Annotated in this window: 18 protein-coding genes, 1 tRNA gene and 1 pseudogene; 18 read left to right on the forward strand and 2 right to left on the reverse strand. The window is 57.8% G+C overall.

Annotated features, from left to right (window positions below):
* Positions 1–477: 477 nt before the first annotated feature.
* Both ABD837_RS02800 and ABD837_RS02805 read left to right on the forward strand, forming a co-directional pair.
* Positions 478–3,276 (forward strand): DNA gyrase/topoisomerase IV subunit A, encoded by a 2,799-nt coding sequence (locus ABD837_RS02800; RefSeq protein WP_425554286.1) that lies wholly within the window; start codon positions 478–480, stop codon positions 3,274–3,276.
* 340 nt (positions 3,277–3,616) lie between these two features.
* Positions 3,617–4,471, forward strand: coding sequence for a tetratricopeptide repeat protein (locus ABD837_RS02805; RefSeq protein ID WP_345050070.1), 855 nt, complete (start codon positions 3,617–3,619; stop codon positions 4,469–4,471).
* A gap of 57 nt (positions 4,472–4,528) precedes the next feature.
* Here the strand turns inward: ABD837_RS02805 and ABD837_RS02810 are convergent, their stop codons facing one another.
* Positions 4,529–7,246, reverse strand: coding sequence for a T9SS type A sorting domain-containing protein (locus ABD837_RS02810; protein ID WP_345050026.1), 2,718 nt, complete (start codon positions 7,244–7,246; stop codon positions 4,529–4,531).
* A 260-nt stretch (positions 7,247–7,506) separates the two neighbouring features.
* On the opposite strand from ABD837_RS02810, the gene ABD837_RS02815 reads away from it, so the two are divergent.
* From ABD837_RS02815 to rplT, 5 genes and pseudogenes are all read left to right on the forward strand, one after another.
* A complete protein-coding gene (locus tag ABD837_RS02815; RefSeq protein WP_345050028.1) occupies positions 7,507–8,643 on the forward strand; it encodes a tetratricopeptide repeat protein in 1,137 nt (378 codons plus the stop codon).
* 129 nt (positions 8,644–8,772) lie between these two features.
* Positions 8,773–10,707: a threonine--tRNA ligase gene (gene thrS, locus ABD837_RS02820; protein WP_345050031.1), complete on the forward strand. Its 1,935-nt coding sequence runs from the start codon at positions 8,773–8,775 to the stop codon at positions 10,705–10,707.
* Positions 10,708–11,000: 293 nt separating this feature from the next.
* Positions 11,001–11,558 (forward strand): annotated as a pseudogene (gene infC, locus ABD837_RS02825) (translation initiation factor IF-3); the annotation flags it as partial.
* Between the two features lie 209 nt (positions 11,559–11,767).
* Positions 11,768–11,962, forward strand: a complete 195-nt coding sequence (gene rpmI, locus ABD837_RS02830; RefSeq protein ID WP_046242504.1) for a 50S ribosomal protein L35 — start codon at positions 11,768–11,770, stop codon at positions 11,960–11,962.
* Between the two features lie 79 nt (positions 11,963–12,041).
* Positions 12,042–12,386 (forward strand): 50S ribosomal protein L20, encoded by a 345-nt coding sequence (gene rplT, locus ABD837_RS02835; protein ID WP_345050037.1) that lies wholly within the window; start codon positions 12,042–12,044, stop codon positions 12,384–12,386.
* 175 nt (positions 12,387–12,561) lie between these two features.
* Here the strand turns inward: rplT and ABD837_RS02840 are convergent.
* Positions 12,562–12,635: transfer RNA gene (locus tag ABD837_RS02840), tRNA-Met, on the reverse strand.
* A 130-nt stretch (positions 12,636–12,765) separates the two neighbouring features.
* On the opposite strand from ABD837_RS02840, the gene ABD837_RS02845 reads away from it, so the two are divergent.
* From ABD837_RS02845 to ABD837_RS02895, 11 genes are all read left to right on the forward strand, one after another.
* Positions 12,766–13,179: an START-like domain-containing protein gene (locus ABD837_RS02845; protein WP_345050038.1), complete on the forward strand. Its 414-nt coding sequence runs from the start codon at positions 12,766–12,768 to the stop codon at positions 13,177–13,179.
* Between the two features lie 111 nt (positions 13,180–13,290).
* Positions 13,291–14,745 (forward strand): LptF/LptG family permease, encoded by a 1,455-nt coding sequence (locus tag ABD837_RS02850; RefSeq protein WP_345050041.1) that lies wholly within the window; start codon positions 13,291–13,293, stop codon positions 14,743–14,745.
* Between the two features lie 135 nt (positions 14,746–14,880).
* Entirely contained in the window at positions 14,881–15,156 is a 276-nt protein-coding gene (rpsO, locus tag ABD837_RS02855; RefSeq protein WP_208172960.1) for a 30S ribosomal protein S15, read from the forward strand.
* A 199-nt stretch (positions 15,157–15,355) separates the two neighbouring features.
* Positions 15,356–17,527 carry a polyribonucleotide nucleotidyltransferase gene (gene pnp, locus ABD837_RS02860; RefSeq protein WP_345050047.1) on the forward strand — a complete coding sequence of 724 codons (2,172 nt, stop codon included), beginning with the start codon at positions 15,356–15,358 and terminating at the stop codon, positions 17,525–17,527.
* Between the two features lie 121 nt (positions 17,528–17,648).
* Positions 17,649–18,512, forward strand: a complete 864-nt coding sequence (locus ABD837_RS02865) for a sigma-70 family RNA polymerase sigma factor (RefSeq protein WP_035566352.1) — start codon at positions 17,649–17,651, stop codon at positions 18,510–18,512.
* A 108-nt stretch (positions 18,513–18,620) separates the two neighbouring features.
* Positions 18,621–19,190: a DUF6985 domain-containing protein gene (locus ABD837_RS02870; protein ID WP_345050057.1), complete on the forward strand. Its 570-nt coding sequence runs from the start codon at positions 18,621–18,623 to the stop codon at positions 19,188–19,190.
* A 55-nt stretch (positions 19,191–19,245) separates the two neighbouring features.
* Positions 19,246–20,178 carry a thioredoxin-disulfide reductase gene (gene trxB, locus ABD837_RS02875; protein ID WP_345050058.1) on the forward strand — a complete coding sequence of 311 codons (933 nt, stop codon included), beginning with the start codon at positions 19,246–19,248 and terminating at the stop codon, positions 20,176–20,178.
* Positions 20,179–20,307: 129 nt separating this feature from the next.
* Entirely contained in the window at positions 20,308–21,420 is a 1,113-nt protein-coding gene (locus ABD837_RS02880; protein ID WP_345050060.1) for a peptidoglycan DD-metalloendopeptidase family protein, read from the forward strand.
* Between the two features lie 88 nt (positions 21,421–21,508).
* Positions 21,509–22,228: a bacillithiol biosynthesis deacetylase BshB1 gene (bshB1, locus tag ABD837_RS02885; protein WP_345050062.1), complete on the forward strand. Its 720-nt coding sequence runs from the start codon at positions 21,509–21,511 to the stop codon at positions 22,226–22,228.
* A gap of 46 nt (positions 22,229–22,274) precedes the next feature.
* Entirely contained in the window at positions 22,275–22,760 is a 486-nt protein-coding gene (parS, locus tag ABD837_RS02890) for a type II RES/Xre toxin-antitoxin system antitoxin (RefSeq protein ID WP_345050065.1), read from the forward strand.
* 118 nt (positions 22,761–22,878) lie between these two features.
* Positions 22,879–23,331: an RES family NAD+ phosphorylase gene (locus ABD837_RS02895; RefSeq protein WP_345050068.1), complete on the forward strand. Its 453-nt coding sequence runs from the start codon at positions 22,879–22,881 to the stop codon at positions 23,329–23,331.
* Positions 23,332–23,672: the final 341 nt, after the last annotated feature.

The raw sequence follows: 23,672 nt of genomic DNA on the forward strand, positions 1-23,672 counted from the left end.
TCCACGGAAAAGCTCGCGCCTTTGGCGCGGGCTTTTTTGTTGGATAATATTCCCAGAATGCTGGTTCGGATATTCGGAAAATTGCCGGTGTTGGCTAGTTTATTTAGCTTGGATTTGGGTGAAAAATTAGCGAAATTTGGGCCTATGACCCAGTTAATTCAATTTGGTGTAGTTGCTACGCTTTCAGCAACGCGCTAATATAATTGGGAACTTTCTCCATCACTGACGGTTTAGGTTACTTGCGCTCCGCGCTGATTCCGGTACTTTTGGTGGCACTTCGCCGTCTTCATTCGCTTCTTTTACGTGGCTACTACTGATACTCCTGCTTCCGACGCTCCCGACCAACACTTTCTGCAGCCCGGCGATTCGGTAGACTTTGACCTTGGGGCGTTTTCGCCGGCAGCCAACGCCGACGCAGCCGAACCAATCGACGCGCTCACCGAGCCTGTAGAGGGCGATGAAAACGCGGAGAAACAAATGGACGAGGCCGACGAGGCCCCGCTCGCAGCCGACCTGTTCGGGAAGTTGCCGGTAGCCCCCGTTGCCGAGCCCATTCCGGCCACAGAGCTGACCGAGGAAGAACCCAAATTTGCCCCCGGTGAAACCATCCACGACGTGGCCACGGTGCGGGGCATGTACCAGAACTGGTTTCTGGACTACGCCAGCTACGTGATTCTGGAACGCGCCGTGCCGGCCATTGAGGATGGCCTGAAGCCCGTGCAGCGCCGCATTCTGCACGCCATGAAGGAGATGGATGACGGCCGCTTCAACAAGGTCGCCAACGTCATCGGCCAAACCATGCAGTACCACCCCCACGGCGACGCCAGCATCGGCGATGCCATGGTGAACCTGGGCCAGAAGGACCTGCTCATCGAGACCCAGGGCAACTGGGGCGACGTGCGCACCGGCGACGGCGCGGCCGCGGCCCGCTACATCGAAGCGCGCTTAAGCAAGTTTGCGCTCGACGTGGTGTTTAACCCCGACACCACCGAGTGGCAGCTTAGCTACGACGGCCGCAAGCGCGAGCCCACCACGCTGCCCGTGAAGTTCCCGCTGCTGCTCGCCCAGGGCGTGGAGGGCATTGCCGTGGGCCTGAGCACCAAGATTATGCCCCACAACTTCCGCGAACTGTGCAAGGCCAGCATCGACGTGCTGCGGGGCCGCGAGGTGCAGCTGTTTCCGGACTTTTCGACTGGTGGCTTGTGCGACGTGACCAACTACAACTCGGGCATGCGCGGTTCGCGAATTCGCTTACGCGCCACCATCGAGAAGGTGGACAAGACCCTGCTCATCATCCGCGACATTCCCTACGGCTCCACCACCACGGCGCTAATGGAGAGCATCGTGAAGGCCAGCGAGGCCAATAAAATCAAGATTAAGAAGGTGGTCGACAACACGGCCGCCAACGTCGAGATACAGGTGCAGCTGCCCACCGGCGTGAGCCCCGACCTCACGATGGATGCGCTCTACGCCTTCACCGACTGCGAAATCAGCCTCTCGCCCAACACCTGCGTCATCATCGACGACAAGCCGCGCTTTGTGGGCGTGGAAGATGTGCTGCGCCAAAGCACCAAAGCCACGGTGCGCCTGCTGGAGCGCGAGCTCGAAATCCGGCAGGAGGAACTCTGGGAGAAGTGGCACAACGCCTCGCTGGAAAAGATTTTCATCGAGAACCGCATTTACCGCAAAATAGAGGAGTGCGAAACCTGGGCCGAAATTCTTGAGACCATTGACAAAGGCCTGCGCAAGTTTGTGCGCATCGACGGGGAGAAATCCAAGGCCGACGACCAGCGCATTGTGCTGCGCCGCCCGCTGACGGAAGATGACCTCACGCGCCTGACCGAAATCCGCATCAAGCGCATTTCGAAGTTCGACGCCTTTAAGGCCGACGAGTACTTGCTGCGCCTCACCGAGGAGCTGGCCGAGGTAGCCGACCACCTGGCCAACCTCACGCGCTACGCCATTGCCTACTTCGAAGGCCTGCTGAAAAAATACGGCACCGGCCGTGAGCGCAAAACCCAGCTTCGCACCTTCGACGTAGTGACGGCCCAGAAAGTGGCCATCGCCAACCAGAAGCTGTATGTGAACCGGGCCGATGGTTTCGTGGGCTTTGGCCTGAAAAAAGACGAATTCGTGTGCGACTGCTCGGACCTCGACGACATCATCGCCATCAAGCGCGACGGCACGTTCATGGTAACGAAAATTGCGGAAAAGACCTTCGTAGGCAAGGATATTCTGCACGTGGGCGTGTACAACAAGAACGACGACCGGCTGGTGTACAACATGGTGTACATCGATGGGGCTTCGGGTATTTCGTTTGCCAAGCGCTTTCTGGTATCCGGCATCACTCGCGATAAAACCTACGACCTCACCAAGGGCACGAAAGGCAGCAAGTCGTTATATCTCACGGCCAACCCCAACTCGGAGTCGGAGATTGTGAGCATCCAGCTTTCCGACAAAGCGCCGGCGCGGGTGAAGCAGTTCGACTTTGACTTTGCCGACCTCGCCATTAAGGGCAAAGGCTCGATGGGCAACATCGTAACCAAGCAACCGATTAAGAAAATCACCCAGAAGTCGTTGGGCGACTCGACGCTGGGCGGGCGCGAGGTGTTTTTCGACAGCGTGGTGGGCAAGCTCAACCACACGGGCCACGGCCGCTACCTGGGCACTTTCGATACCGACAATACGGTGCTGGTGGTGTACAAGGACGGCAGCTACGAGTTGAAAGCCGCCGACCCGGGGCTGCACTTCGACGTGCCCAACATTGTGCTGCTACGCAAGCTGGAGGCCGATACGGTTATCAGCACGGTGTACGTGGAAGGCGAAACGAAAACGCACTACGTGAAGCGGTTCAAGATTGAAACCAGCACTCTCGACAAGCGCTTCCTGTTTATCTCCGAAGCCAAAGGCTCGAAAATGCTGGCAGTAACCGCCAACCCCGAGCCGTTGGTGGAGGTGAAGTTTCAGAAGGACAAAAAGGCCGAAAAGGAAGCCGAAAAAATAGCCCTGCACGAGTTCATTGACGTGAAAGGCTGGAAGGCCATGGGCAACAAGCTCAACTATTTCCGCATCAACAGTCTCGACTTGCTTACCGACGAGGGCCCCGAGCCCCAGCGCCGGGAGGTGAAGAAGCGTGTGGCCCAGGCTCCTGCCAAGCCAGGAGAGGAAGCGGCTCAGGCTGCCGAAACGCAGGGGCCAGTCGACATAACGGCTGAGGACGTGGCCCGCTCGCTGGAGTTACTTAAGCGGCCCAAAGCCCAGTTGGGTTTGTTCTAGGTCCGGCAAGCGCAGTTCCCCGCTTCCGCTCTCCCGCATTGTAAGCACCAGTTTTTGGCCTGGTGATGCCACGAGCGAAGGAGAGGAGGCGGGGGCTTTTGCTTCCCGCACCGTATAGCCTCCGAACTTGGCTCATGCTTCCGTCGTTTGCGCCGCTGCTACTTTATTTGCTGCTATGCTTGTGTTTGCTCGGTTTAGGTATGCTGGTGCCTCGCGGTTATCCGTCGGAATGCTGGGCACTGCCATAGCCTTGCTTGTTGGCGTAGCACCGCCCGCAACCGCACAGCCATGGTCGCGGACTGTTGCCAAATCAACGCGGGCAAAAGCTGCAATACCCTTGGTGCCAGACCCGCCCGCCGACCCACCGGCCGTGCGAACCAAGCTGTTTCAGGCAGCAGCTTTGGTCAACACATTCAAGGAGTCGGAGGCCCTGGGCGTATACCAGGAAGTGTTGAAAATCAACTCGCAACACTACCTAGCCCTGTGGCAGGCGGCCGTGCTCAGCGTGAAAATAGGGGCCCGATACTCCGACGAGACCCGTAAATCGGCCTACTTCGACGCCGCTCGCCAATACGCCGACCGGGCGCTCGCTTTGCGGCCTGAGGGCGGCGAGAGCAACTACGCCGTAGCGCTGGCCCTATTCAGCCAGGCTACGCTCTACAATGCTGGCGCGCGCCTCGAAGCCTTCCGCGACCTGCGCTCGCATGTGTACCTGGCCACCCAGCACCGCCCCGATTTGGCCGAAGCTTGGCAGCTGCGCGGCCGTTGGCAATACCGCGTGTCGCATTACAATGTGCTGGAGCGGCTCTACAGCAAGCTGGTGCTGGGTGGAGTGCCCAGTGGGGGCGACAGCCGTGAAGCCATGGAAGACCTTGAAAAAGCGCTAGTTCTGGCCCCGCAGAGCCTGCCTCTGTACTACGACCTCGCTCGCATGTACAAGTACCAGGGCCGCCGCCGCCGGGCCATTGCGACGCTTGAGGCCGCGCAGAAAATCCCCCCCATTACCAGCGAAGACCTGGTGATACTACGCTCCTGCAGCATGCTGCTACCGCCGCTGTTGCGAGCCGATGCCCGCCGCCAGCGACAACGCGTGCGAATGGGCCAAAAAGTAAAGGCGCCACTACAGGAATTGCCCGTCAGCAGCCCAACAACGCTTATGCCGGTACCCGCGGATACGGCCACCAAAAAGCCCTGACTGGGCGCACAAAGTTTGCGCGTTCAGTCAGGGTTTTCGCTTAAGCTTGCCAGCGTTTTAGTGCTTCGTTACGCGACGGCTGGTTTGCCGGCCGGCTTGGATTACGACCAGCGTATAATTGCCAGGCGCCAACGTAGCAGGCACCGGGAAGTGCAGCGCTCCATTTTGTGGTTGTACCGTTGTTGTATACACCCGCCGTCCCAGCGCATCGGCCAGGTATACGGTGGCAGGAGTACGGGCAGCCGTAGGCGCCAGGTCCAAGTTCAGCTCGTTGGTGAAGGGATTGGGGTAAGCTGAGGTGAACAGGTCAGCCGCATTTGGCTTTGTTGCCAACGCCGACGTGGCGAGCACATTCGATGTGAATAGGCCCCGGCCGTAGGTAGCGGCCGCTACCGTTTGGTCACCTGAACGGTAGCGCAACATGTAAACGCTGGTATTGAGCAAGCCGTTGTTGGCAGGCATCCAGGCAGTAGCCGAACCGCTGAGCGATTCAGTCGAATACACGCCCATTTCGGTGGCTAGCATGGCCCGGGCAGGGTTGCGTGGGTCAAAAAGGGCCCACCGTACCGGCATGTCGGGCAGCCCACCTTCTACACTGGTCCAGGTAGGGGTAGCGGCATCGGCATCTTGGGTTTCGTACACGCTCACAATACCGTAGTTCGAATACGTCACCAGCAGGTGCTTTTCGTTGGTGGGGTCGATGGCAACACACGATACGGACGAGCCGGCCGTGCCAGTGCGCAGCGTGCGCACTACCGGCGTCGTGGTATGGGCGCTATCCACCACCAACACTTTGCCGGCATTGGTACCCACGTAGATGCGCTTGCGGATAAACGGCGACACCTTAACGTGGGTAACCCGGCCCGCGCCAGCTCCCAGGCTGGGGGTAATCGTTGTCGGCGTACTAACCGTAACATCACCGGCATTGGTCCACGCCAGGTACGTATCGGTGTTGTAGCAGGCATACAGTATGTTGGCCTGGCTGTCGTATTCCCAGGGATTAATAAACGAGCCGGCCGTTGCGCTGATGTTAAAGTTAGCGAAGCTATTGCCGCCGTTGGTGGAGCGCCGGTATTGGTTGTACACGTAACTGGTGAACTGCACGGCAGGATTGTCCTGGTCGATGGCGCAAAAGGCGCCATCGCCTCCCGTGACTTCCGTGGTTGCATTCATGCCCGCAACGGTGAATTGGTGGGTGCCGTTATCCTGGGCTCCCGCCAAAAAGTAATTAAAATTCGTCGGGTGCATTGCCACAGCATAATACTGGGTAATGTTGAAGTTGGTATTACGCTGGCTGAATTGCGGCTGTGGTCCGTTGCTGATGGATGCGTCGGCCGAGTAGGCTACGCCGCCATCACTACCAAAGAAAGCTTTGTTGGCGGGCGCCACAGTGGTAGGTACAAAGGCGATGGCGTGCTGGTCGGCGTGTACATAATAGACCGACGTACGGGTAGTGTTCCACGCAGTTTCCTGGTCCCAAACAATGCTGTCGGCCTTGGCTTTGCCCCCGTTGTTGGTAAACCACAGGTCGATGCCGCCCACATACAAAGCATTGGCATCGGCTGGCGATACCGCCGCCGCCAAGTCATACCAGGATTGGCCCCGCGTAAAATCAAAGCTCGGATTGGCTGCAGTGGCACCGGGACGGGCCATCGTGACCCACGTATTTCCCTTGTCCATCGAGCGGTATATATTCAAAAAAGGAGTTCCTGACGCCGACGACTGAAACAACGCATACACGCGGTTCGCATCGGAAGGAGCACAAGCCACCTCGATGCGGTTGTACCCGGTTGTAGGCAGGCCCGAGCCAGGCAACGTGTTCAGCTTGGTCCAGGAACCAGCATCTCCGGTCGCCGAGCGGTAAATGCCGTCGGTGGAGAAGATACCCAGTGCGGCAAACAGCGTATTGTCGGCAGCAATTTCAATGTCAGCGACACGTGGCGTTGCTGTGGCAGGCGAAACGGTAGTAGCAAGCACAAGCGTCCAGGTGGTGCCGCCGTTCTGGCTGCGCCACAAACCACTTCGGGTTGCCGCATATACATCGCCCGAAACCGGATGCACCAGTACTTTTTGTACGTAGTAGAAGTTGGAACTATTCGTGCTGGCCAACTGGGTCCAGGTGGCGCCACCATCCGTCGATTTCCAGATACCGGCCCCCTGAATAGCACCTCCGTTGTTGTATCCCTCGCCGGTGCCACAGTACATGGCCGGTGGGAGCGAGGCAGGGCCCGCGGCAATGGTGGTAACGGCCAGGTTCGACAAGAAAGAATTGACGTTACTCCACCGAATACTGCTGGTGGTGGCATTGGTGGCCTTCCACAGGCCACCGCCGGCCGCGCCCGCCCAGATGGTATTGCCACTGGCATCGCTGGGGTCAACCAACAAGCCCAGCACCCGCCCAGCTACGCTCGAAGGGCCGCGCTCCGTCCAAGTGGCATTCGAAAGAGCACCCGCCGTGGGACGTTGGCCGGCCATTTTGGCCAGCATGTCCTCGTTGTACTGCGCGGCGGCTAGCAGCCGTTGCCGGGGTACCAGGCCAGTCGCGGGGTCGCGGGTGAGCTCCATTTCCTGCTCCAGCGCCAGGTCGGGCCGGTCGTTGAAAACCCGGTCTCCGTCGTCTCCTTCTTCTTCGTTTTCATTCGCCAACTCGAGGAACATAGCGCTTTTGCTGAGTTTAGTCGACTGGCCCAGGTAAAAACTGCCCGAATAGAATAAGCCAATCAAGCCCACGGCCAACCCTTGGCGTAACAGGTTAGAAGAGAAAGAATGCTTCATGTAACGTGGTTATGTAGCGGAAAAATGGTTCTTGCAAAGTTACCAAAGTAAAAGGCGTTGAGAATAGTTTCTGACAAATGAAATTGCGTTTCGCTAGGCATTTTATTAACAGAACCCCTGAATTAAGTGGCTATTCGTAATTGTGCAGGTATTATTCGATTGAGCGTGACATGCTGAATCTTTACGGGGCTGAAGTGTGTGCGTCGGCGCTACAACCATTCGCTGCTGCTACTTTTGAAAAGTTTTAGAGCAGGCCTCCTATGTTTTCCACTCGCCGTTTCTTCCTGTTTTTGGGCTTGCTGGCTGGCTGCCAGTCAGCACCCGCCGAACGGGCCGATACGCTCATTGACTTGGCGACGGTACAAAGCGGCCCCCGCGTGCAGGCCGATGAATTGAACGGCGCTATCCAACTCGAACCACGCAATACTGCGCTATTGGCCCGCCGCGCCAGTCTGCGCCTGGCCGCTGGGCAGCCCCGGGCCGCCCTGGCCGATGTTGCCAGCGCCTTGGCTATCGATGATGCCGATGGCAAGCTGTATTTCCTGCAAGCCCGGGCTTTCCGCGCCTTAGGCCAACTCAACGAAGCGTTAAGTGCTGCCCGCCAAGCCGCTGAGCATGGTTTCCGCGGCCCCGAGTTGCCGCTCCTAGTAGGCGAAACCCACCTCGCCGCCCGCAACTACCCCGCGGCTCTCGACAACCTCGACCGCACCTTGCGCCTTGACCCCGACCAGCCCGCTGCGCTCTTCTACAAAGGCCTGGCCTACGCTGCGTCCAACGATACCAGTACCGCCGTGCAATACTTGCAGGATGCCCTGGCCCGCGACCCCCGGGAGCCCGAAATCCTGCACCAGTTGGCCTTTTTGCTGAATGCCTGGCACATCCCAATGGAGGCTGCCCGCTACGCCGCGCTGGGCATGAAGCTCGATACTGCTTCCGGCCAATTGCGCTACGACTATGGCCGCCAGCTGGAGCTGCAGGGGCGCCCCGACAGCGCCCTCTGGTACTACCGCCGCGCCCTGGCCCTGGACACGAGCGTGTACCGGGCCGATTATCGTTTGGGTTTGGCAGCGGCCAAAAACCGTCAGCCGGCCGCGGTCATCGCCCACATGGCGCGAGCCCTCCGTCGCAACCCGCGCCTGCCCCAGGCCCGCGCCCTGCTGGCCGAAGCCCTCGAAACGCAAAACCGCCTCCCCGAAGCCTTGGCTCAGTACCGCTTGCTGGTTGCCGAAAACCCCGGCAATGCTCATTGGACCTTCAAGGCGTGGAAAGTGGGGGATGCCACCTTGCCCGACAGCCTGCGCCGTGGTTCGCGGCCAAAGTCGCGCCTGTCAGCTCGCCCAACTGGTTTCGAGCCACTGGCTCCGGTGAGCGCGTTAAAGCCCGTGCCAGGCCAGTAGCTGCGCCCTGATGGGTCAGCTTTCGAGGATGCCTGGCAATTGTTGGGGTCAATAAAAAGAAGCTCTCTCCCGGCGCACGTGCTAACTTGCGCCCTGCCTGCCCCAAGCGGGGCCTTTTTACCTAGTATTATGCTCAACATCACTCTCCCCGACGGTTCCGGTCGCCAGTTGCCCCAAGGCGCAACCGGCTACGACGTCGCCGCCAGCATCTCCGAAGGCCTCGCCCGCAACGCCCTCGCCGTAACAGTGAATGGGGACGTGCGCGACTTGCACCGCCCCTTGCCCGACAACGCCACCGTCAGCATCCTTACTTGGAATGACACCGCTGGCAAATCGACTTACTGGCACTCGTCGGCCCACCTCATGGCCGAGGCGCTCGAAGCGCTGTACCCCGGCGTGAAGCTGGCTATTGGCCCAGCCATCGAAAACGGCTTCTACTACGATGTCGACCTCGGCGAGGGCCGCAGCATCAGCAGCGAAGACTTCCCCGAAATCGAGAAGAAGATGCTGGAGCTGGCCAAAAACAAGAGCCGCTACGAGCGCAAGGAAGTTTCGAAAGCAGACGCCATTGCCTACTTCACCGACAAGCAGGACCCTTATAAGCTAGAGCTGCTCGAAAACCTGGAGGACGGTAGCATCACCTTTTACACGCAAGGCGGTTTCACCGACCTCTGCCGCGGCCCGCACATACCCGACACCGGGACCATCAAAGCGGCCAAGCTGATGAACGTGGGCGGCGTGTTCTGGCGCGGCGATGCCAACCGCCAGCAGCTGACCCGGGTGTACGGCATCACTTTCCCCAAAGCCAAGGACCTCACCGAGTACCTCGAGCGCCTCGAAGAAGCCAAGCGCCGCGACCACCGCAAGCTTGGCAAAGAGTTGAAGCTTTTCGCTTTCTCGGAGAAAGTAGGAGCGGGGCTGCCGCTGTGGCTGCCCAAAGGCACCGCCCTGCGCGAGCGCCTCGAGCAATTTCTGCGCAAAGCCCAGGTAAAGGCCGGCTACTTACCCGTTGTCACGCCTCACATCGGAGCCAAAGAGCTGTACGTAACCAGCGGCCACTACGAAAAGTATGGGGCCGACTCGTTCCAGCCCATCAAAACGCCCAATCCCGGCGAGGAATTCTTCCTCAAGCCGATGAACTGCCCGCACCACTGCGAAATCTATAAAACCGAGCCCCGCAGCTACCGCGACTTGCCCGTGCGCCTCGCCGAATTCGGCACCGTGTACCGCTACGAGCAGTCGGGCGAGCTGCACGGCCTCACCCGCGTGCGCGGCTTCACGCAGGACGATGCCCACCTGTTTTGCCGCCCCGACCAGGTGAAGGACGAGTTTATGAAGGTGATTGATATCGTGCTCTACGTGCTCAAGGCGCTTGATTTCACCGATTTCACCGCCCAGATTTCGCTGCGCGACCCCGAGAACAAAACCAAGTACATCGGAACCGACGAAAACTGGGCGTTGGCCGAAAGCGCCATCATCGAAGCCGCCGCCGAAAAAGGCCTCATCACCACCACCGAATTGGGCGAAGCGGCTTTCTACGGCCCCAAGCTCGACTTCATGGTGCGCGACGCCATTGGCCGCCGCTGGCAGCTGGGCACCATTCAGGTCGACTACAACCTGCCCGAGCGGTTCGACCTCGAATACACCGCCGCCGACAACTCCAAGCAGCGCCCCGTGATGATTCACCGCGCCCCATTTGGCTCACTCGAACGCTTCGTAGCAGTGCTCATCGAGCATTGCGGCGGCAATTTCCCGCTCTGGCTCACGCCCGAGCAGTTCATCGTGCTGCCCATTTCCGATAAGTACAGCGACTACGCCTACGAAGTGAAAGCCCAACTGGAGCAGCACGACCTGCGCGGCACCGTTGATGGCCGCGACGAGCGCATCGGCCGCAAAATCCGCGATGCCGAAATGGGCAAGATTCCTTACCTGCTGGTAGTGGGGGAGAAGGAGGCCCAGGATAACATCATTTCCGTGCGCAAGCATGGCGAAGGTGACCTTGGCTCCATGCCGCTCGACGCCTTCGTGAAGAGTGTGCAGAGCCAGATGATAGCCGCGATGTAGCGTTGGCAGGCCAAGGCGTTCATAATTGACCCGTCATGCTGAACGCAACGAAGCATCTTTACCGCAGCAGTAATTAAATTTACTAAGGCTGTAGAGATGCTTCACTGCATTCAGCATGACGTTCTTACTTAACAGGATAGGCTCAATTTTGAACGTCTGGCAAATTCCTTCTGTGCTTGGCTTGTCTTTCCAATTTTAAATAACGATATTTGCCCCCTGATTGCCAGGCCTTAATCGGCCTAAACCGCCCAGAATCTCATTCCCCGCCACTTTTTTAGCAGGAGGACCAAACCATAGCAGCCCCGAACCGTCGGTACGTGCCCCGCCAGCAGGTGGAAGAGCCGTTCAAAATCAACCAGAAAATTACGGCCCGCGAAGTGCGCCTCGTTGGCGACAACGTGGAGCAAGGCGTCTACCCGACTGACCAAGCCCGTAAAATGGCCCAGGACCAAAATCTCGACCTCGTCGAGATTTCGCCCACGGCCACTCCTCCCGTTTGCCGCGTCATCGACTACTCGAAATTCAAGTACGAGCAGAAGAAGAAGACCCGCGAACTGAAGGCCAAGCAAACCAAGGTCGTCCTGAAGGAAATTCGTTTCGGTCCCAACACCGACGAGCACGACTTCGACTTCAAGGTGAAACATGCCCAGGAGTTTCTGCGCGAAGGCGCGAAAATCAAGAGCTATGTCCACTTCGTCGGCCGCAGCATCGTCTTCAAGGAGCGCGGCGAAATCCTGCTGCTCAAATTTGCCCAGGCCCTCGAGGACTTGGCCAAAGTAGAGCAGTTGCCCAAGCTCGAAGGCAAGCGCATGTTCCTCTACCTCGCTCCTAAGGCGGCGGTAGTTGCCAAAGCCGCTGCTAAGGCTGCTGCTCCTGCTGCTGGCGACGCAAAACCCGAGAAGAAAGCCAAGCCGGCCGACAATCCTGCTCCGGCCTCCTCCGAAGCTGCCCCGGCCCCAGCCGACGCTGCCGAATAGCATTACCCGGTTGAAGATGGCTTGCCGACCCTTGGTGGGCGAGCAATCAACAATCAACAACCAACCCTCCAACAACCACTACGATGCCGAAAGTAAAGACGAAATCCGGTGCCAAGAAGCGCTTTGCGCTCACCGGAACGGGCAAGGTGAAGCGGAAGCACGCCTTCAAATCGCACATTCTGACCAAGAAGACGACCAAGCAGAAGCGCGGCCTGACCCACACCGGTCTGGTAAGCAGCGCCGACATGAATCGGGTGCGTCAGATGCTCAACATCTGAGTCAATTAACAAGCAATTTTCACCAGGCTTCCGGCTCTAAGACTTAACCCGTCGCCGGCTGCCAAAAACTCTCTAGGTTATGCCAAGAAGTGTCAACCACGTGGCCTCGCGCCACCGCCGTAAGAAAATCATGCGTTTGGCGAAGGGCTACTATGGCCGTCGCAAAAACGTGTGGACCGTAGCCAAGAATGCCGTTGAAAAAGGCCTTCTCTACGCTTACCGCGACCGTAAAGTAAAGAAGCGCGAGTTCCGCGCCCTGTGGATTCAGCGTATCAACGCCGGTGCGCGTGAGCACGGTCTGTCGTACTCGCAGCTGATGGGCGGTCTGAAAAAGGCTGGCATCGAGCTCAATCGCAAAGTGCTAGCGGACTTGGCCCTGAACCACCCGGATGCCTTCAAAGGCATCGTGGAGAAGGTGAAATAACTGCCCCTGTGCGCTATTGACCAAGAAGACGCTGGCTCCTTTGTGGGTCCAGCGTCTTCTTGTTTCGGGCATTCCCACTTCGCGCCGCATGGCTGGGTGGAGTGTTACACGGCCGCCTTCGGAAGGCCGGAAACGAAAAAACCGCTCCAGCGCAATGCTGAAACGGTTTTCGACGTAGCGGGAGGCGGGCTCGAACCGCCGACCTCAGGGTTATGAATCCTGTGCTCTAACCAGCTGAGCTACCCCGCCGGGTTTTGTGGGTGCAAAGGTACAATGACGAAAACCCGTTGTGCAAGCCCATAAGCCAAAAAACACTGTTTTTATGTTGCGCCCCGTTGGTTTCAGTCCAAGGGGGGCGCCGAATTTTCGACTTCCTCCAATGGCTTTATCTGATACTCAAACGAAAGCGCGCTTCGTAGCGGAATTCCCCGTCAATGCTTCGCCCAAAATTCTTTTTCCTTACCTGGCTACGGCTTCCGGCCTCACCCAGTGGTTTTGCGACGATGTGCGCTACGTGGAGGGCCAGCGCCTCAACTTTATTTGGGACCACGAAAACCATTACGCCGAAATTTCGGGCCAGCGCCTGAACCGCGCCGTGCGCTTCGTGTTTCTCGATGACCACCGCCAGTCGCTGCCCGATGCCAATTACCTGGAGTTTTCCCTAGATTCCTCACAGGTAACCGACGAGGTTTACTTACGGGTAATTGATTACTCGGCTGCGCTCGACCCGGCCGAGCAGCAGGAAATGTGGGAAGGCCTCGTGGCCAAGTTGCGCGAGCAGGTAGGGGGCTAACTTTGCCGCACTGCCAGCCCCGAGTACCCCGTTGGCCCGGCCGGCGGGGTACTTTTTTTTGGCCCGGTGCGTTGGCACTGCGCGGTTGCTGACCCACCTTAGGTTTTGATTATGCTCAAAAAGCTCGATAAGCTCATTCTAAAGGCCTTTGCTGGGCCCTTCCTGCTCACCTTCGCGGTGGTGCAGTTCATCCTGCTTACCCACACGCTACTCAAGTACCTTGACGACATCATCGGTAAGGATTTGGGCACTGCCGTGTTGTTGAAGCTGCTTTTTTATTTCAGTGTGCTCATCGTGCCGGTTTCGCTGCCGCTGGCGGTGCTGCTTTCCTCGCTGATGACGTACGGCAACCTGGGCGAGCACCACGAGCTCACGGCAATTAAAGCATCGGGTATTGCGCTCACGCGCATTTTGCGGCCAGTATTGCTGCTTACCATTGGGCTGGCGGTGGGTGCGTTCTGGTTCAATGAGAACATTGTGCCGAAGGCGAACCTGAATGCCTACAGTTTGCTCTGGGATGTACGCCAACAAAAACTGGCCCTTGATATCCGCGAAGGCGTGTTTTACAGTGGCATCCCTGGGTACACCATCAAAGTAGACAAGAAGACTGGGGAGAACGGCGACCACCTGCACGGAGTGATGATTTACGACCACACCCAGAAGTCGGGCAATTCCACTGTGATGCTGGCAGACTCGGGGCAGATGTCCACTACACAAGGCGGCAGTGCGTTGGCATTAAAGCTGTTCCACGGGCATAGCTATGTAGAGCAACCCGACGCTTCGGACCGGGCCGGGGCCAGCTTTGTTCGTCAGGGCTTCGACAAAAGCGTCGTAACCTTTTCGCTGGCTTCATTTGGATTGGGCCATACCGATAAGGAATTGTTCAAAACCAACCGTATGATGCTTAACATAAAGCAACTGCATGAGGGAACGGATTCTGTGCAGCGTAAGCTTCATCAAGAAGAGCAGCAGATTCCACGGCAAATGAATGCCTACTATACTTATGCCCGTTTCGATACCACCGGTAAAGCTGCTGACCGCAAAGCCGACGCCATTGTGGTGGCACCCGGCAAATTAGCACCACTGTCCAGCGCGGTTTTGGAACAAGCCCAAAACCGAGCGCGCAACCTCCAGAGTTTTGCAAACTCTACTGCCGAACGCCTCAACGAATATGCCCGCAACTCGGCCCTGTTTCGCATTGAGGTGTACCGCAAGTACACGCAGTCGGTAGCTGTTTTGCTGATGTTTCTCATTGGGGCGCCGCTGGGTTCCATCATCAAGAAGGGTGGGCTGGGTGTCCCCATTCTGATTTCCATTCTCTTCTTCATCGTGTACTACGTGGTGAGTATCATGGGCGAGAAGTATGGCCGCGAGTTTGTGATGCCAGTAGGCGTGGGCATGTGGATGTCGAACCTAGTGCTGCTGCCAGCGGGCTTGTTCTTCCTGTACCAGGCTTACAACGACTCCGGCCTGCTGGAGCTCGACTTCTGGCGCCGGCTGCCGCAGCGTCTGGGCATACCGGCGCTGCGCAAAATCACCGAGCCGGAAGAAGAAGTCGTTGCGTAGGCACTGAGCACAAATCTCGTCAATGCTCTTTCATCCTGTTTTTAAATTTCGTACCTTTGCGGCACCCCAATGTGTGGGGTAATCAAATTCCTTTTTTCATCCTAAAATCTAAGACGGGGTCACACCTATCAGCCGATGATTTTAAATACCGAAGCAAAACAGGCCATCTTCGAAAAGAACAGCCTGCAGAAAGTAAAAACCGATACTGGTTCGGCCGAGTCGCAAATTGCCCTCTTCACGCACCGCATCACCCACCTCACCGAGCACCTGAAGGTGAACAAGAAGGACCACAGCACCCGCCTGGGCCTCCTGAAGCTCGTAGGTAAGCGTCGCAGCATGCTGGATTACCTGCAGCACCGCGAAATCAACCGCTACCGCGCCATCATCAAGGAGCTGGGCATCCGTAAGTAAGTCCAGAAACTGAGAGTAGGGAGCCTTCCAACGAAGGTTCCCTACTCTTTTTTTGTTCGGGTTGGTTCGGCCCCGAGGCCCGCCCGGAAAGCTGTTTTGCCATCGGTGCATTGTTGTGTTTACCTGAGTAATGAGGGCCGCTCGCGGTGCTCGTTTTTGGCTGCTCGCCCGCTGTCGCTTTTCCAAGCAAATCCCGCTGATGTCCCAACCCCACGCCATTACCAAAACCCTGGCGCTGCCCGACGGCCGCGTTATCTCCATCGAAACCGGCAAGCTGGCCAAATTCGCCGACGGCGCCGTTGTGGTTCGCCTCGGCGACACCATGCTGCTCGCCACGGTGGTTTCGGCCCCGAGCCAGCGCGACGGCGTTGACTTTCTGCCCCTGTCGGTAGACTACCAGGAGAAATTCGGCTCGGCCGGCAAGATTCCCGGCTCGTTTCAGCGCCGCGAAGGCCGCTTGAGCGACTACGAAATCCTGATTTGCCGCCTCGTCGACCGCATCCTGCGGCCGATGTTCCCGAAAGACTACCACTACGAGGTGCAGGTGATGATTACCCTCATCTCGGCCGACAAAGAGGTGCAGCCCGATGCCCTGGCTGCCCTGGCTGCTTCGGCGGCGCTGTCGATTTCGGACATTCCGTTTGCCGGCCCGATTTCCGAAGTGCGCGTGGCGCGCATCGACGGCCAGTTCCAGATTAACCCCAAGACTTCGGACCTGGCCCGTGCCGACATGGACCTGATGGTGGGCGCTACCGCCGATTCCGTGGCCATGGTGGAAGGCGCCATGAAGGAAGTGAGCGAAGAGGAAATGGTGGCGGCCATTGCTTTCGGCCACGAAGCCATCAAGGCTCAGTGCCAACTGCAGAAAGATTTGGCCGAGGCCGTAGGCCGTACTGCCGACTCGCCGACTCGGGACTACCCCAAGTACGACGAGAACGAAGAGCTGAAAAAGCGCATCCACGAAGGCACCTACCAAGGCGCTTACGACGTGGCCCGTGCCGGCAATACCAGCAAAGCCGGCCGTAAGGAAGGTTTCTCGGCGGTGAAAAAAGGCATTTTGGACCAGTTGCTGGAAGAGAACCCCGAACTGGACAAGAAGATGTTCAGCCGCTACTATGGCTCGGCTGAAAAGAAGGCCATTCGCGACATGATGGTGAAAGAGCGGGTGCGCCTAGATGGCCGCCAGCTCACCGAAATTCGCCCCATCTGGTCGGAAATTAACTACCTGCCCGGTGCGCACGGCTCGGCCATCTTCACCCGTGGTGAGACGCAAAGCCTGACCACGGTAACGCTCGGCACCAAGCTCGACGAGCAGATTGTGGACCAGCCGCTAGCCAAAGGCTACTCGAAATTCATGCTGCACTACAACTTCCCCGGTTTCTCGACCGGCGAAGTGAAGCCGAACCGGGGTGCTGGCCGCCGCGAAATCGGCCACGGCAACCTGGCCCTGCGCTCGCTGAAGCAGGTTCTGCCTTCGGACGATGAGAACCCCTACACCATCCGCATTGTGTCGGACATCTTGGAGTCGAACGGTTCCAGCTCGATGGCTACCGTGTGCGCGGGTTCGCTGGCGTTGATGGATGCCGGTGTGAAAGTGTCTGGTGCCGTGTCGGGCATTGCCATGGGACTTGTGCAGGACAAGGAAACCGGTGAGTACGCTGTACTAAGCGACATTCTCGGCGACGAGGACCACCTCGGCGACATGGACTTCAAGGTAACTGGTACCGAGAAAGGCATTTGCGCTTGCCAGATGGATATCAAAATCCAGGGCCTGAGCAACGAGATTCTGACCGCCGCGCTGCATCAGGCCCGCGAAGGCCGCCTGCACATTTTAGGCGAAATGGCTAAAACCATTGCCGCGCCGGCTGCTGAGTTGAAGGCCCACACGCCTCGCTCGCACAAGATGTTGATTGATAAAGAATTCATCGGTGCCATCATCGGCCCAGGCGGCAAGGTCATTCAGCAGATTCAGAAGGATACCAACGCCACGGTGATTATCGAGGAGAAGGACGAGAAGGGCCACGTCAGCATCTACGCCTCGAACCAGGAGGACATGCAGGGCGCCATCGACCGGATTCGCGCCATCGCCGCGCAGCCCGAAGTGGGCGAGGTGTACAAAGGCAAAGTGCGCAGCATTCAGCCCTACGGCGCCTTCGTGGAGATTATGCCGGGCAAAGACGGCCTGCTGCACATCTCGGAAGTGACGCACGAGCGCATCCAGACGCTGGAAGGCTTGCTGGAAGTTGGACAGGACATCGACGTGAAACTGGTAGAAATCGATAAGAAAACCGGCAAGTACCGGCTTTCGCGCAAAGTGTTGCTGCCCAAGCCAGAAACGGCCGGCGCCAGCAACGGCGAAGCCCAAGCCTAGCCAACCGCGGCAGTTCCGAACTAATGTCGCAGGAAGCCTGTTGGTTTCCTCTGACTTAGGGACTGCCCGAACGGACTTTTCTTACGTATAAACCCCCAGATTATCGTTCTTACCTAGTCCCATGAGACAGTTAAAAATTAGTAAGCAGATTACCAACCGCGAAAGTCAGTCGCTGGATAAGTACCTCCAGGAGATTGGCAAGGTTGATTTGCTCACGCCCGACGAGGAAGTAACGCTCGCCCAGCGTATCCGCGACGGAGACCAGCAAGCACTGGAAAAATTGACCAAAGCCAACCTGCGTTTTGTAGTGTCGGTAGCCAAACAGTACCAGAACCAGGGCCTCAGCCTCGGCGACCTTATCAACGAAGGCAACCTCGGTCTCATCAAAGCCGCCAAGCGCTTCGACGAAACCCGCGGCTTCAAATTCATCTCGTACGCCGTTTGGTGGATTCGCCAGTCGATTCTGCAGGCCCTGGCCGAGCAGAGCCGCATCGTGCGTCTACCGCTAAACCGCGTGGGTTCACTGAACAAAATCAGCAAGTCCTTCTCGGAACTGGAGCAGAAATTTGAGCGTGAGCCTTCGCCCGAAGAAATTGCCGAAGTACTGGAGTTGACCACTTCGGAAGTAGTGGACACGCTCAAGATTTCGGGCCGCCACGTATCGGTAGATGCTCCATTTGTGCAGGGCGAAGAAAACCGCCTGCTCGACGTACTCGAAAACGAGGACGAGGAGTCGCCGGACATGGCCCTGATGAATGACTCGCTCCGCAAGGAGGTGCAGCGCGCCCTAAGCACGCTCACCAAGCGCGAAGCTGACGTTATCACGCTCTACTTTGGTCTGAACGGCGAAGCCGCCCTCACGCTGGAAGAAATTGGCGAGAAGTTTAACCTGACCCGCGAACGGGTGCGTCAGATTAAGGAAAAGGCCATTCGCCGCCTCCGCCACACCTCGCGCTCGAAGGCATTGAAGCCTTATCTCGGCTAATCAATTAGTTTTGCAGAATGAAAAACCCCGACCATTAGGTTGGGGTTTTTTGTACGGTTTTGCGCTTGTCTGCGTCTATCGTGTTTGTAAAACAGTTTGCCCCGCGTCATGCCCGATTCCTTGGTAAGTAAAGCAGCTGGTGCGCTGAGACTGGATGTCGTGTTCGGCGATACTTGGGAAGCTGTTGCGCCGTTGGCTGTGCCTTTTTTTGATGGGCAGCAGGTGCAGGTGGCTTTCGATTGTGGAGCTGTTCCCGAGGCGGGGTTCATGCGGGCCGCAGATGCAGCTTTACTGAATTTGCTGGCTTTGGGCGAGGCCGAACGGTTGGCGGTGACGGACGCTGTAATGGCTAATTATCAGCAAGCCTTGCTTGATGATGGCGAGCCTTTGCCGTTGACGCAGCCATCCGATATCTGGCAATATATTCAGCCCCGGCATCTGCTTGTTAGATTCGAAGAAGACGAAGCCCAACACGACATTTATCTGTTGATAGAGGCAGAATGCGCATGGGAAGTAGAACACGGACTGCAGTTGGTCTTTCGCCAGGGCCGGATGCTGACTAGGATGAGCCAATGCGATGGCCACTTGACGGAAAGCTCGGCAGAAGGGATTGCTGAAGAACAGGACGCCTTAATGATGCGCTACTATGCAGCGTTCGGGCGTCCAACTAATCAATAAACTTTAACCACTAAGCAAACGCTTGGTCAGCGCTGGTCATAGGCCGGCAATACGTATGGAACACATCAAATGCCTGATTATTGGCTCCGGCCCGGCCGGCTATACCGCTGCAATTTACGCCGCTCGTGCCAACATGGCACCTGTAATGTACATGGGCCTGCAGCCGGGTGGCCAGTTGACAATTACCAACGACGTGGAGAATTTTCCTGGCTATCCCGATGGGATTATGGGCCCCGAAATGATGGAGGACCTGAAAAAGCAGGCTGCCCGCTTCGGTACTGATGTCCGCTACGGCATCGCCACAGCGGTGGATTTCTCGGTAACGCCACGGCGCGTAACCATCGATGAAACGATAGAACTGACGGCCGATACCGTGATTATTGCTACGGGCGCTTCGGCTAAGTGGCTGGGCATTCCGTCGGAGGCTAAACTGAATGGTTCGGGGGTTTCGGCTTGCGCGGTGTGCGACGGGTTCTTCTATCGCGGGCAGGAAGTGGCCATCGTGGGTGCGGGCGATACAGCCGCTGAGGAAGCGACTTACTTGGCCAACCTATGCAGCAAGGTGACCATGATAGTGCGCAAGAGCGAGATGAAAGCCTCGAAAATTATGCAGAAGCGCGTGCTGGATAACCCCAAGATTGAGGTACTGTTCGATACCGTGACGGACGAAATTCTGGGTGAGCATGCGGTAGAGGGCGTGCGCGTGAAAAACTTGTTGACCCACGAAACCCGGGAGATTCCGCTCACAGGCTTTTTTGTGGCCATCGGGCACGAGCCGAATTCCAAGATTTTCCAACCCTACCTGCACCACGACGAGCAGGGCTATTTGAAAACTATCCCCGGCACCAGCAAAACCAATGTTGATGGGGTATTTGCCTGTGGCGACGTGCAGGACTACACCTACCGCCAAGCTGTAACGGCTGCCGGCACCGGTTGCATGGCCGCGCTCGATGCCGAACGCTACCTCGCAGCCATGGGCGTACACTAAATTGCTGCTCGCAACGTGTGAGAACCTGGCAGTAACGCCACAGCTTTTTACATGGCGCCGCGATTATTCTAGAACAAACGGCCCGGCCCGAGTGTGTTATTACTCGGCCGTGGCTTTTTCTGCTTGCTTTTGACTTTCAACACAACAACTTTCTGGCGCCCGGTGCTGCTACTGGCGCTGTTCTGGCTGCTGGCGGGGCTGAACCCGGCCCAGGCGCAGCGCCGTAAAGCCCCGCGCCCCAACACCAAAGGCAGTAATACCGGCAGTTCGGATTTCTTTCGCATCAAAACGCCCAAAATGCGTTACGTGCGGCCCGACACCACCACGGTGATTGAAACCGAGGAACTTCCCGACGACAATTCCGACGCTGCAAAGTCTATCTACTTCAATCCGGCCAAAAAGCTCAGCATTGTGAGCGAAGACACGACCACGCTGGATGAAGGCGGCCAGGAAATCGTGGAAATGTCGGAGGAAGTGCTGATTGATTCGTCGTGGGTGAAAGTGGCGGGCTACTATTCCATCTGGGACACCCATCGGGTGAACCCTTACCGGGTGGACGGCCGCAGCTACCGCGACTCGCTGAAGCTGCGCCTTATCGACGCGCCCCGGCAGCGACTCGCCAAGATGCCCCTCGTAACCACGCCCATCACCTCGGGCTTTGCCTTCCGGGGTTACCGCTGGCACTATGGCATGGACCTCGACCTGGAAACCGGAGACTCGGTGCGCGCTGCCTACGATGGCGTGGTCCGCATTCAGGCCTGGGACGGCGGCGGCTACGGCAACTACCTGCTGGTGCGCCACTACAACGGCCTGGAAACGATTTACGGTCACCTCAACAAGTCGCTGGTGCCGGTGGGCACCTTCGTGAAAGCTGGCCAACTCATTGGCTATGGCGGCAGCACGGGCCGCAGCACGGGTTCGCACCTGCACTTTGAGGTCCGCTACCAGGGCAACCCCATCAACCCCGCGCTGATGTACGATTTCCCCGGCTACAAGCTGCGGAAAGACAACTTTACCATCACGGCTGCGCTGTTCAACTACTACAGTCGGGCCATTAGTCGCAGTCGTAGTGGGGGCAGTGGCCGGCCTTCGCGGGCCCGCCAGGTAGTTACCCACAAAGTGCGCTCCGGCGATACCCTTTCGGAGGTGGCCGAGCGCTATGGCGTGCGGGTAAGCACACTGAAGAAGTTGAACCCCGGCGTGCGCACCCTGCAGCCGGGCAAGAAACTGCGCATTAAATAGCCCAGTGCAGGTTGGCCGTGGTGCCAAGCCCACCGAAGCACAAGGCGCTTCGGCATTTGCAATATTTGACCTGTCTAAAACTGCTCTGATGAAACTCGATGTCTTGGCTTTCGGCGCCCATCCCGACGACGTAGAAATGTCTTGCGCCGGCACGCTGCTGGCCTCAATGGCCATTGGCAAAAAGGTTGGCATTGTCGACTTTACGCGGGGTGAACTGGGCACGCGTGGCACATCCGCTACACGTGCCGCCGAGGCCGAAGCATCCAGTAAAATTTTGGGCATTGCCATTCGCGAGAACCTGGGCATGGCCGATGGGTTCTTCCGCAACGACCGGGAGCACCAGTTGCCGCTTATTGCGGCCATTCGGCGCTACCAGCCCGAGGTAGTGCTGGCCAATGCCGTCGCCGACCGGCACCCCGACCATGGCCGGGCCGCACAGCTTACGGTTGAGGCCTGCTTCTTGGCCGGGCTGCGCATGATAGAAACGCTGGGCGACGATGGCTTGCCGCAGGAGGCCTGGCGGCCCAAAAATGTGTACCACTACATTCAGGACCGGCAGCTGCCGCCTGCTTTCGTGGTCGACATCACGCCGTATTGGGAAAAGAAGTGGGAAGCCATTCAGGCTTTCAAAACGCAGTTTTTCAACCCCGACTTGGATGCTCCGCAAACCTACCTTTCCAGCCCGGCTTTTGGCCGGTTTATGGAAGCGCGGGCGCGGGAATTCGGCCACATCATCGGTGTCGAGTTTGGCGAAGGTTTTACCGTGGCACGCCCAGTTGGGGTGCGTGAGGTAGGGGATTTGCTGTAGGCTGTTTTAACGCAGTTGAAACGAAAGGGAAATATTTCCCGTTGCTATGGAAATATTTCCCATCTTTGGGGAAGAACTCAGTTCCATGCCCATGACTGCCGCCATACCTCCCGCTGCTGTGTATTCGCCCGCTCTGTTGGGCCTGCAAGCCACTGTTGCCGATTCCTTTGCCCTCGTGATGGAAGCTCGCACCGGGGTGCCCGCAAAAACTGCCTTCGACGTAGCTACCCTGCTGCATTTGCAAGCCAATGAGCTGGCCGACCTGCTGCATACCACGACCAAAACCCTGCGCGCCTACCGCGACGGCAAAAAGCGCCTTGACCCCTCCGCCAGCGAACAAGTCCTGAAGCTGCTCGCTCTCGCCAGTCAGGGGGAGGAAGTATTCGGCTCGCTCACGGCCTTCCGGCGCTGGCTCGACAAGCCCGCCTACGGGCTCGACAACCAGCCTCCGCTTGCCCTGCTCGAAACCAGCGGCGGCATCGACCTGGTAGCTGATGAAGTCGACCGCATCGCCCACGGCGACCTAGCGTAGAGGAGTGGTTTCGTCGTTGAGCGCGAAAGGGATAAAATGGCAAGTTGCCAATCGTTCCGCGACGAGATTCTCGCTACCTGCACCCCTTTCCTGTGCTGCCACAACCTGAACTACCCAAGTGGAAATCTACCGAATCTGCCTGGCTAAATACGCCGGCGACCTCTTTGCCTCGGGCAACCCCGGCCGCTGGAACCTGCGTGGCCAGTTGGTCATCTATGCTGCCGGCAGCCGGGCCCTGGCCTGCCTCGAAAACGTGGTGCACCGCAGCGGCGAAGGCCTCAACGAGCTGTTCAAAGTAATTCGCATCGAGGTGCCCGATACTTTAGCCGTAGAAGAGTTAGCCCTCGCCCAACTGCCCGAGGAATGGCAATTGCCTCGCCACTATGCGCGCTGCCAGCCGCTAGGGGCCGACTGGTACCGCCGTCAGCAGGCCGCCGTGTTGCGCGTGCCTTCATCCATTGTAGCTCACGAGCACAACTATGTGCTCAACACCCGCCACCCGGACTTCGCGCAGATTCGCATTGCAGGGTGGGAGGACTTTGCGTTCGACCCGCGGATTAAGGCTGAATAAGCGTAGTCTAAAAGCATTGGTTGGGTGCGCACCTAAAAGACTGGAAGTGACGGAAAAGGTCATCCAGTACCTTGTGTGTTTAGCCCAATTACTTTCGTCTTATAAACGCGAATAGTGAGTACATCGGGATGGTAGAATACGTTTTCAGGCAATAGGGTGTCACCATTTGGTAAGACCCTGTACCTGGGTTTAGTATTGTCAATAAGAGAATTTGGAGCGTAATGATTAAGCAGCGAATCTACTTTTGATGCTTTATTACAGTCGCCCGTTTTTACTAACTGATGTTACGCAGTATTTTTCCGATTTAAATACGCTTTTCGATGGCCTGCACGCTGGATTTA

Source organism: Hymenobacter glaciei (genome assembly GCF_039539585.1).
Classification (GTDB): Bacteria; Bacteroidota; Bacteroidia; order Cytophagales; family Hymenobacteraceae; genus Hymenobacter; species Hymenobacter glaciei.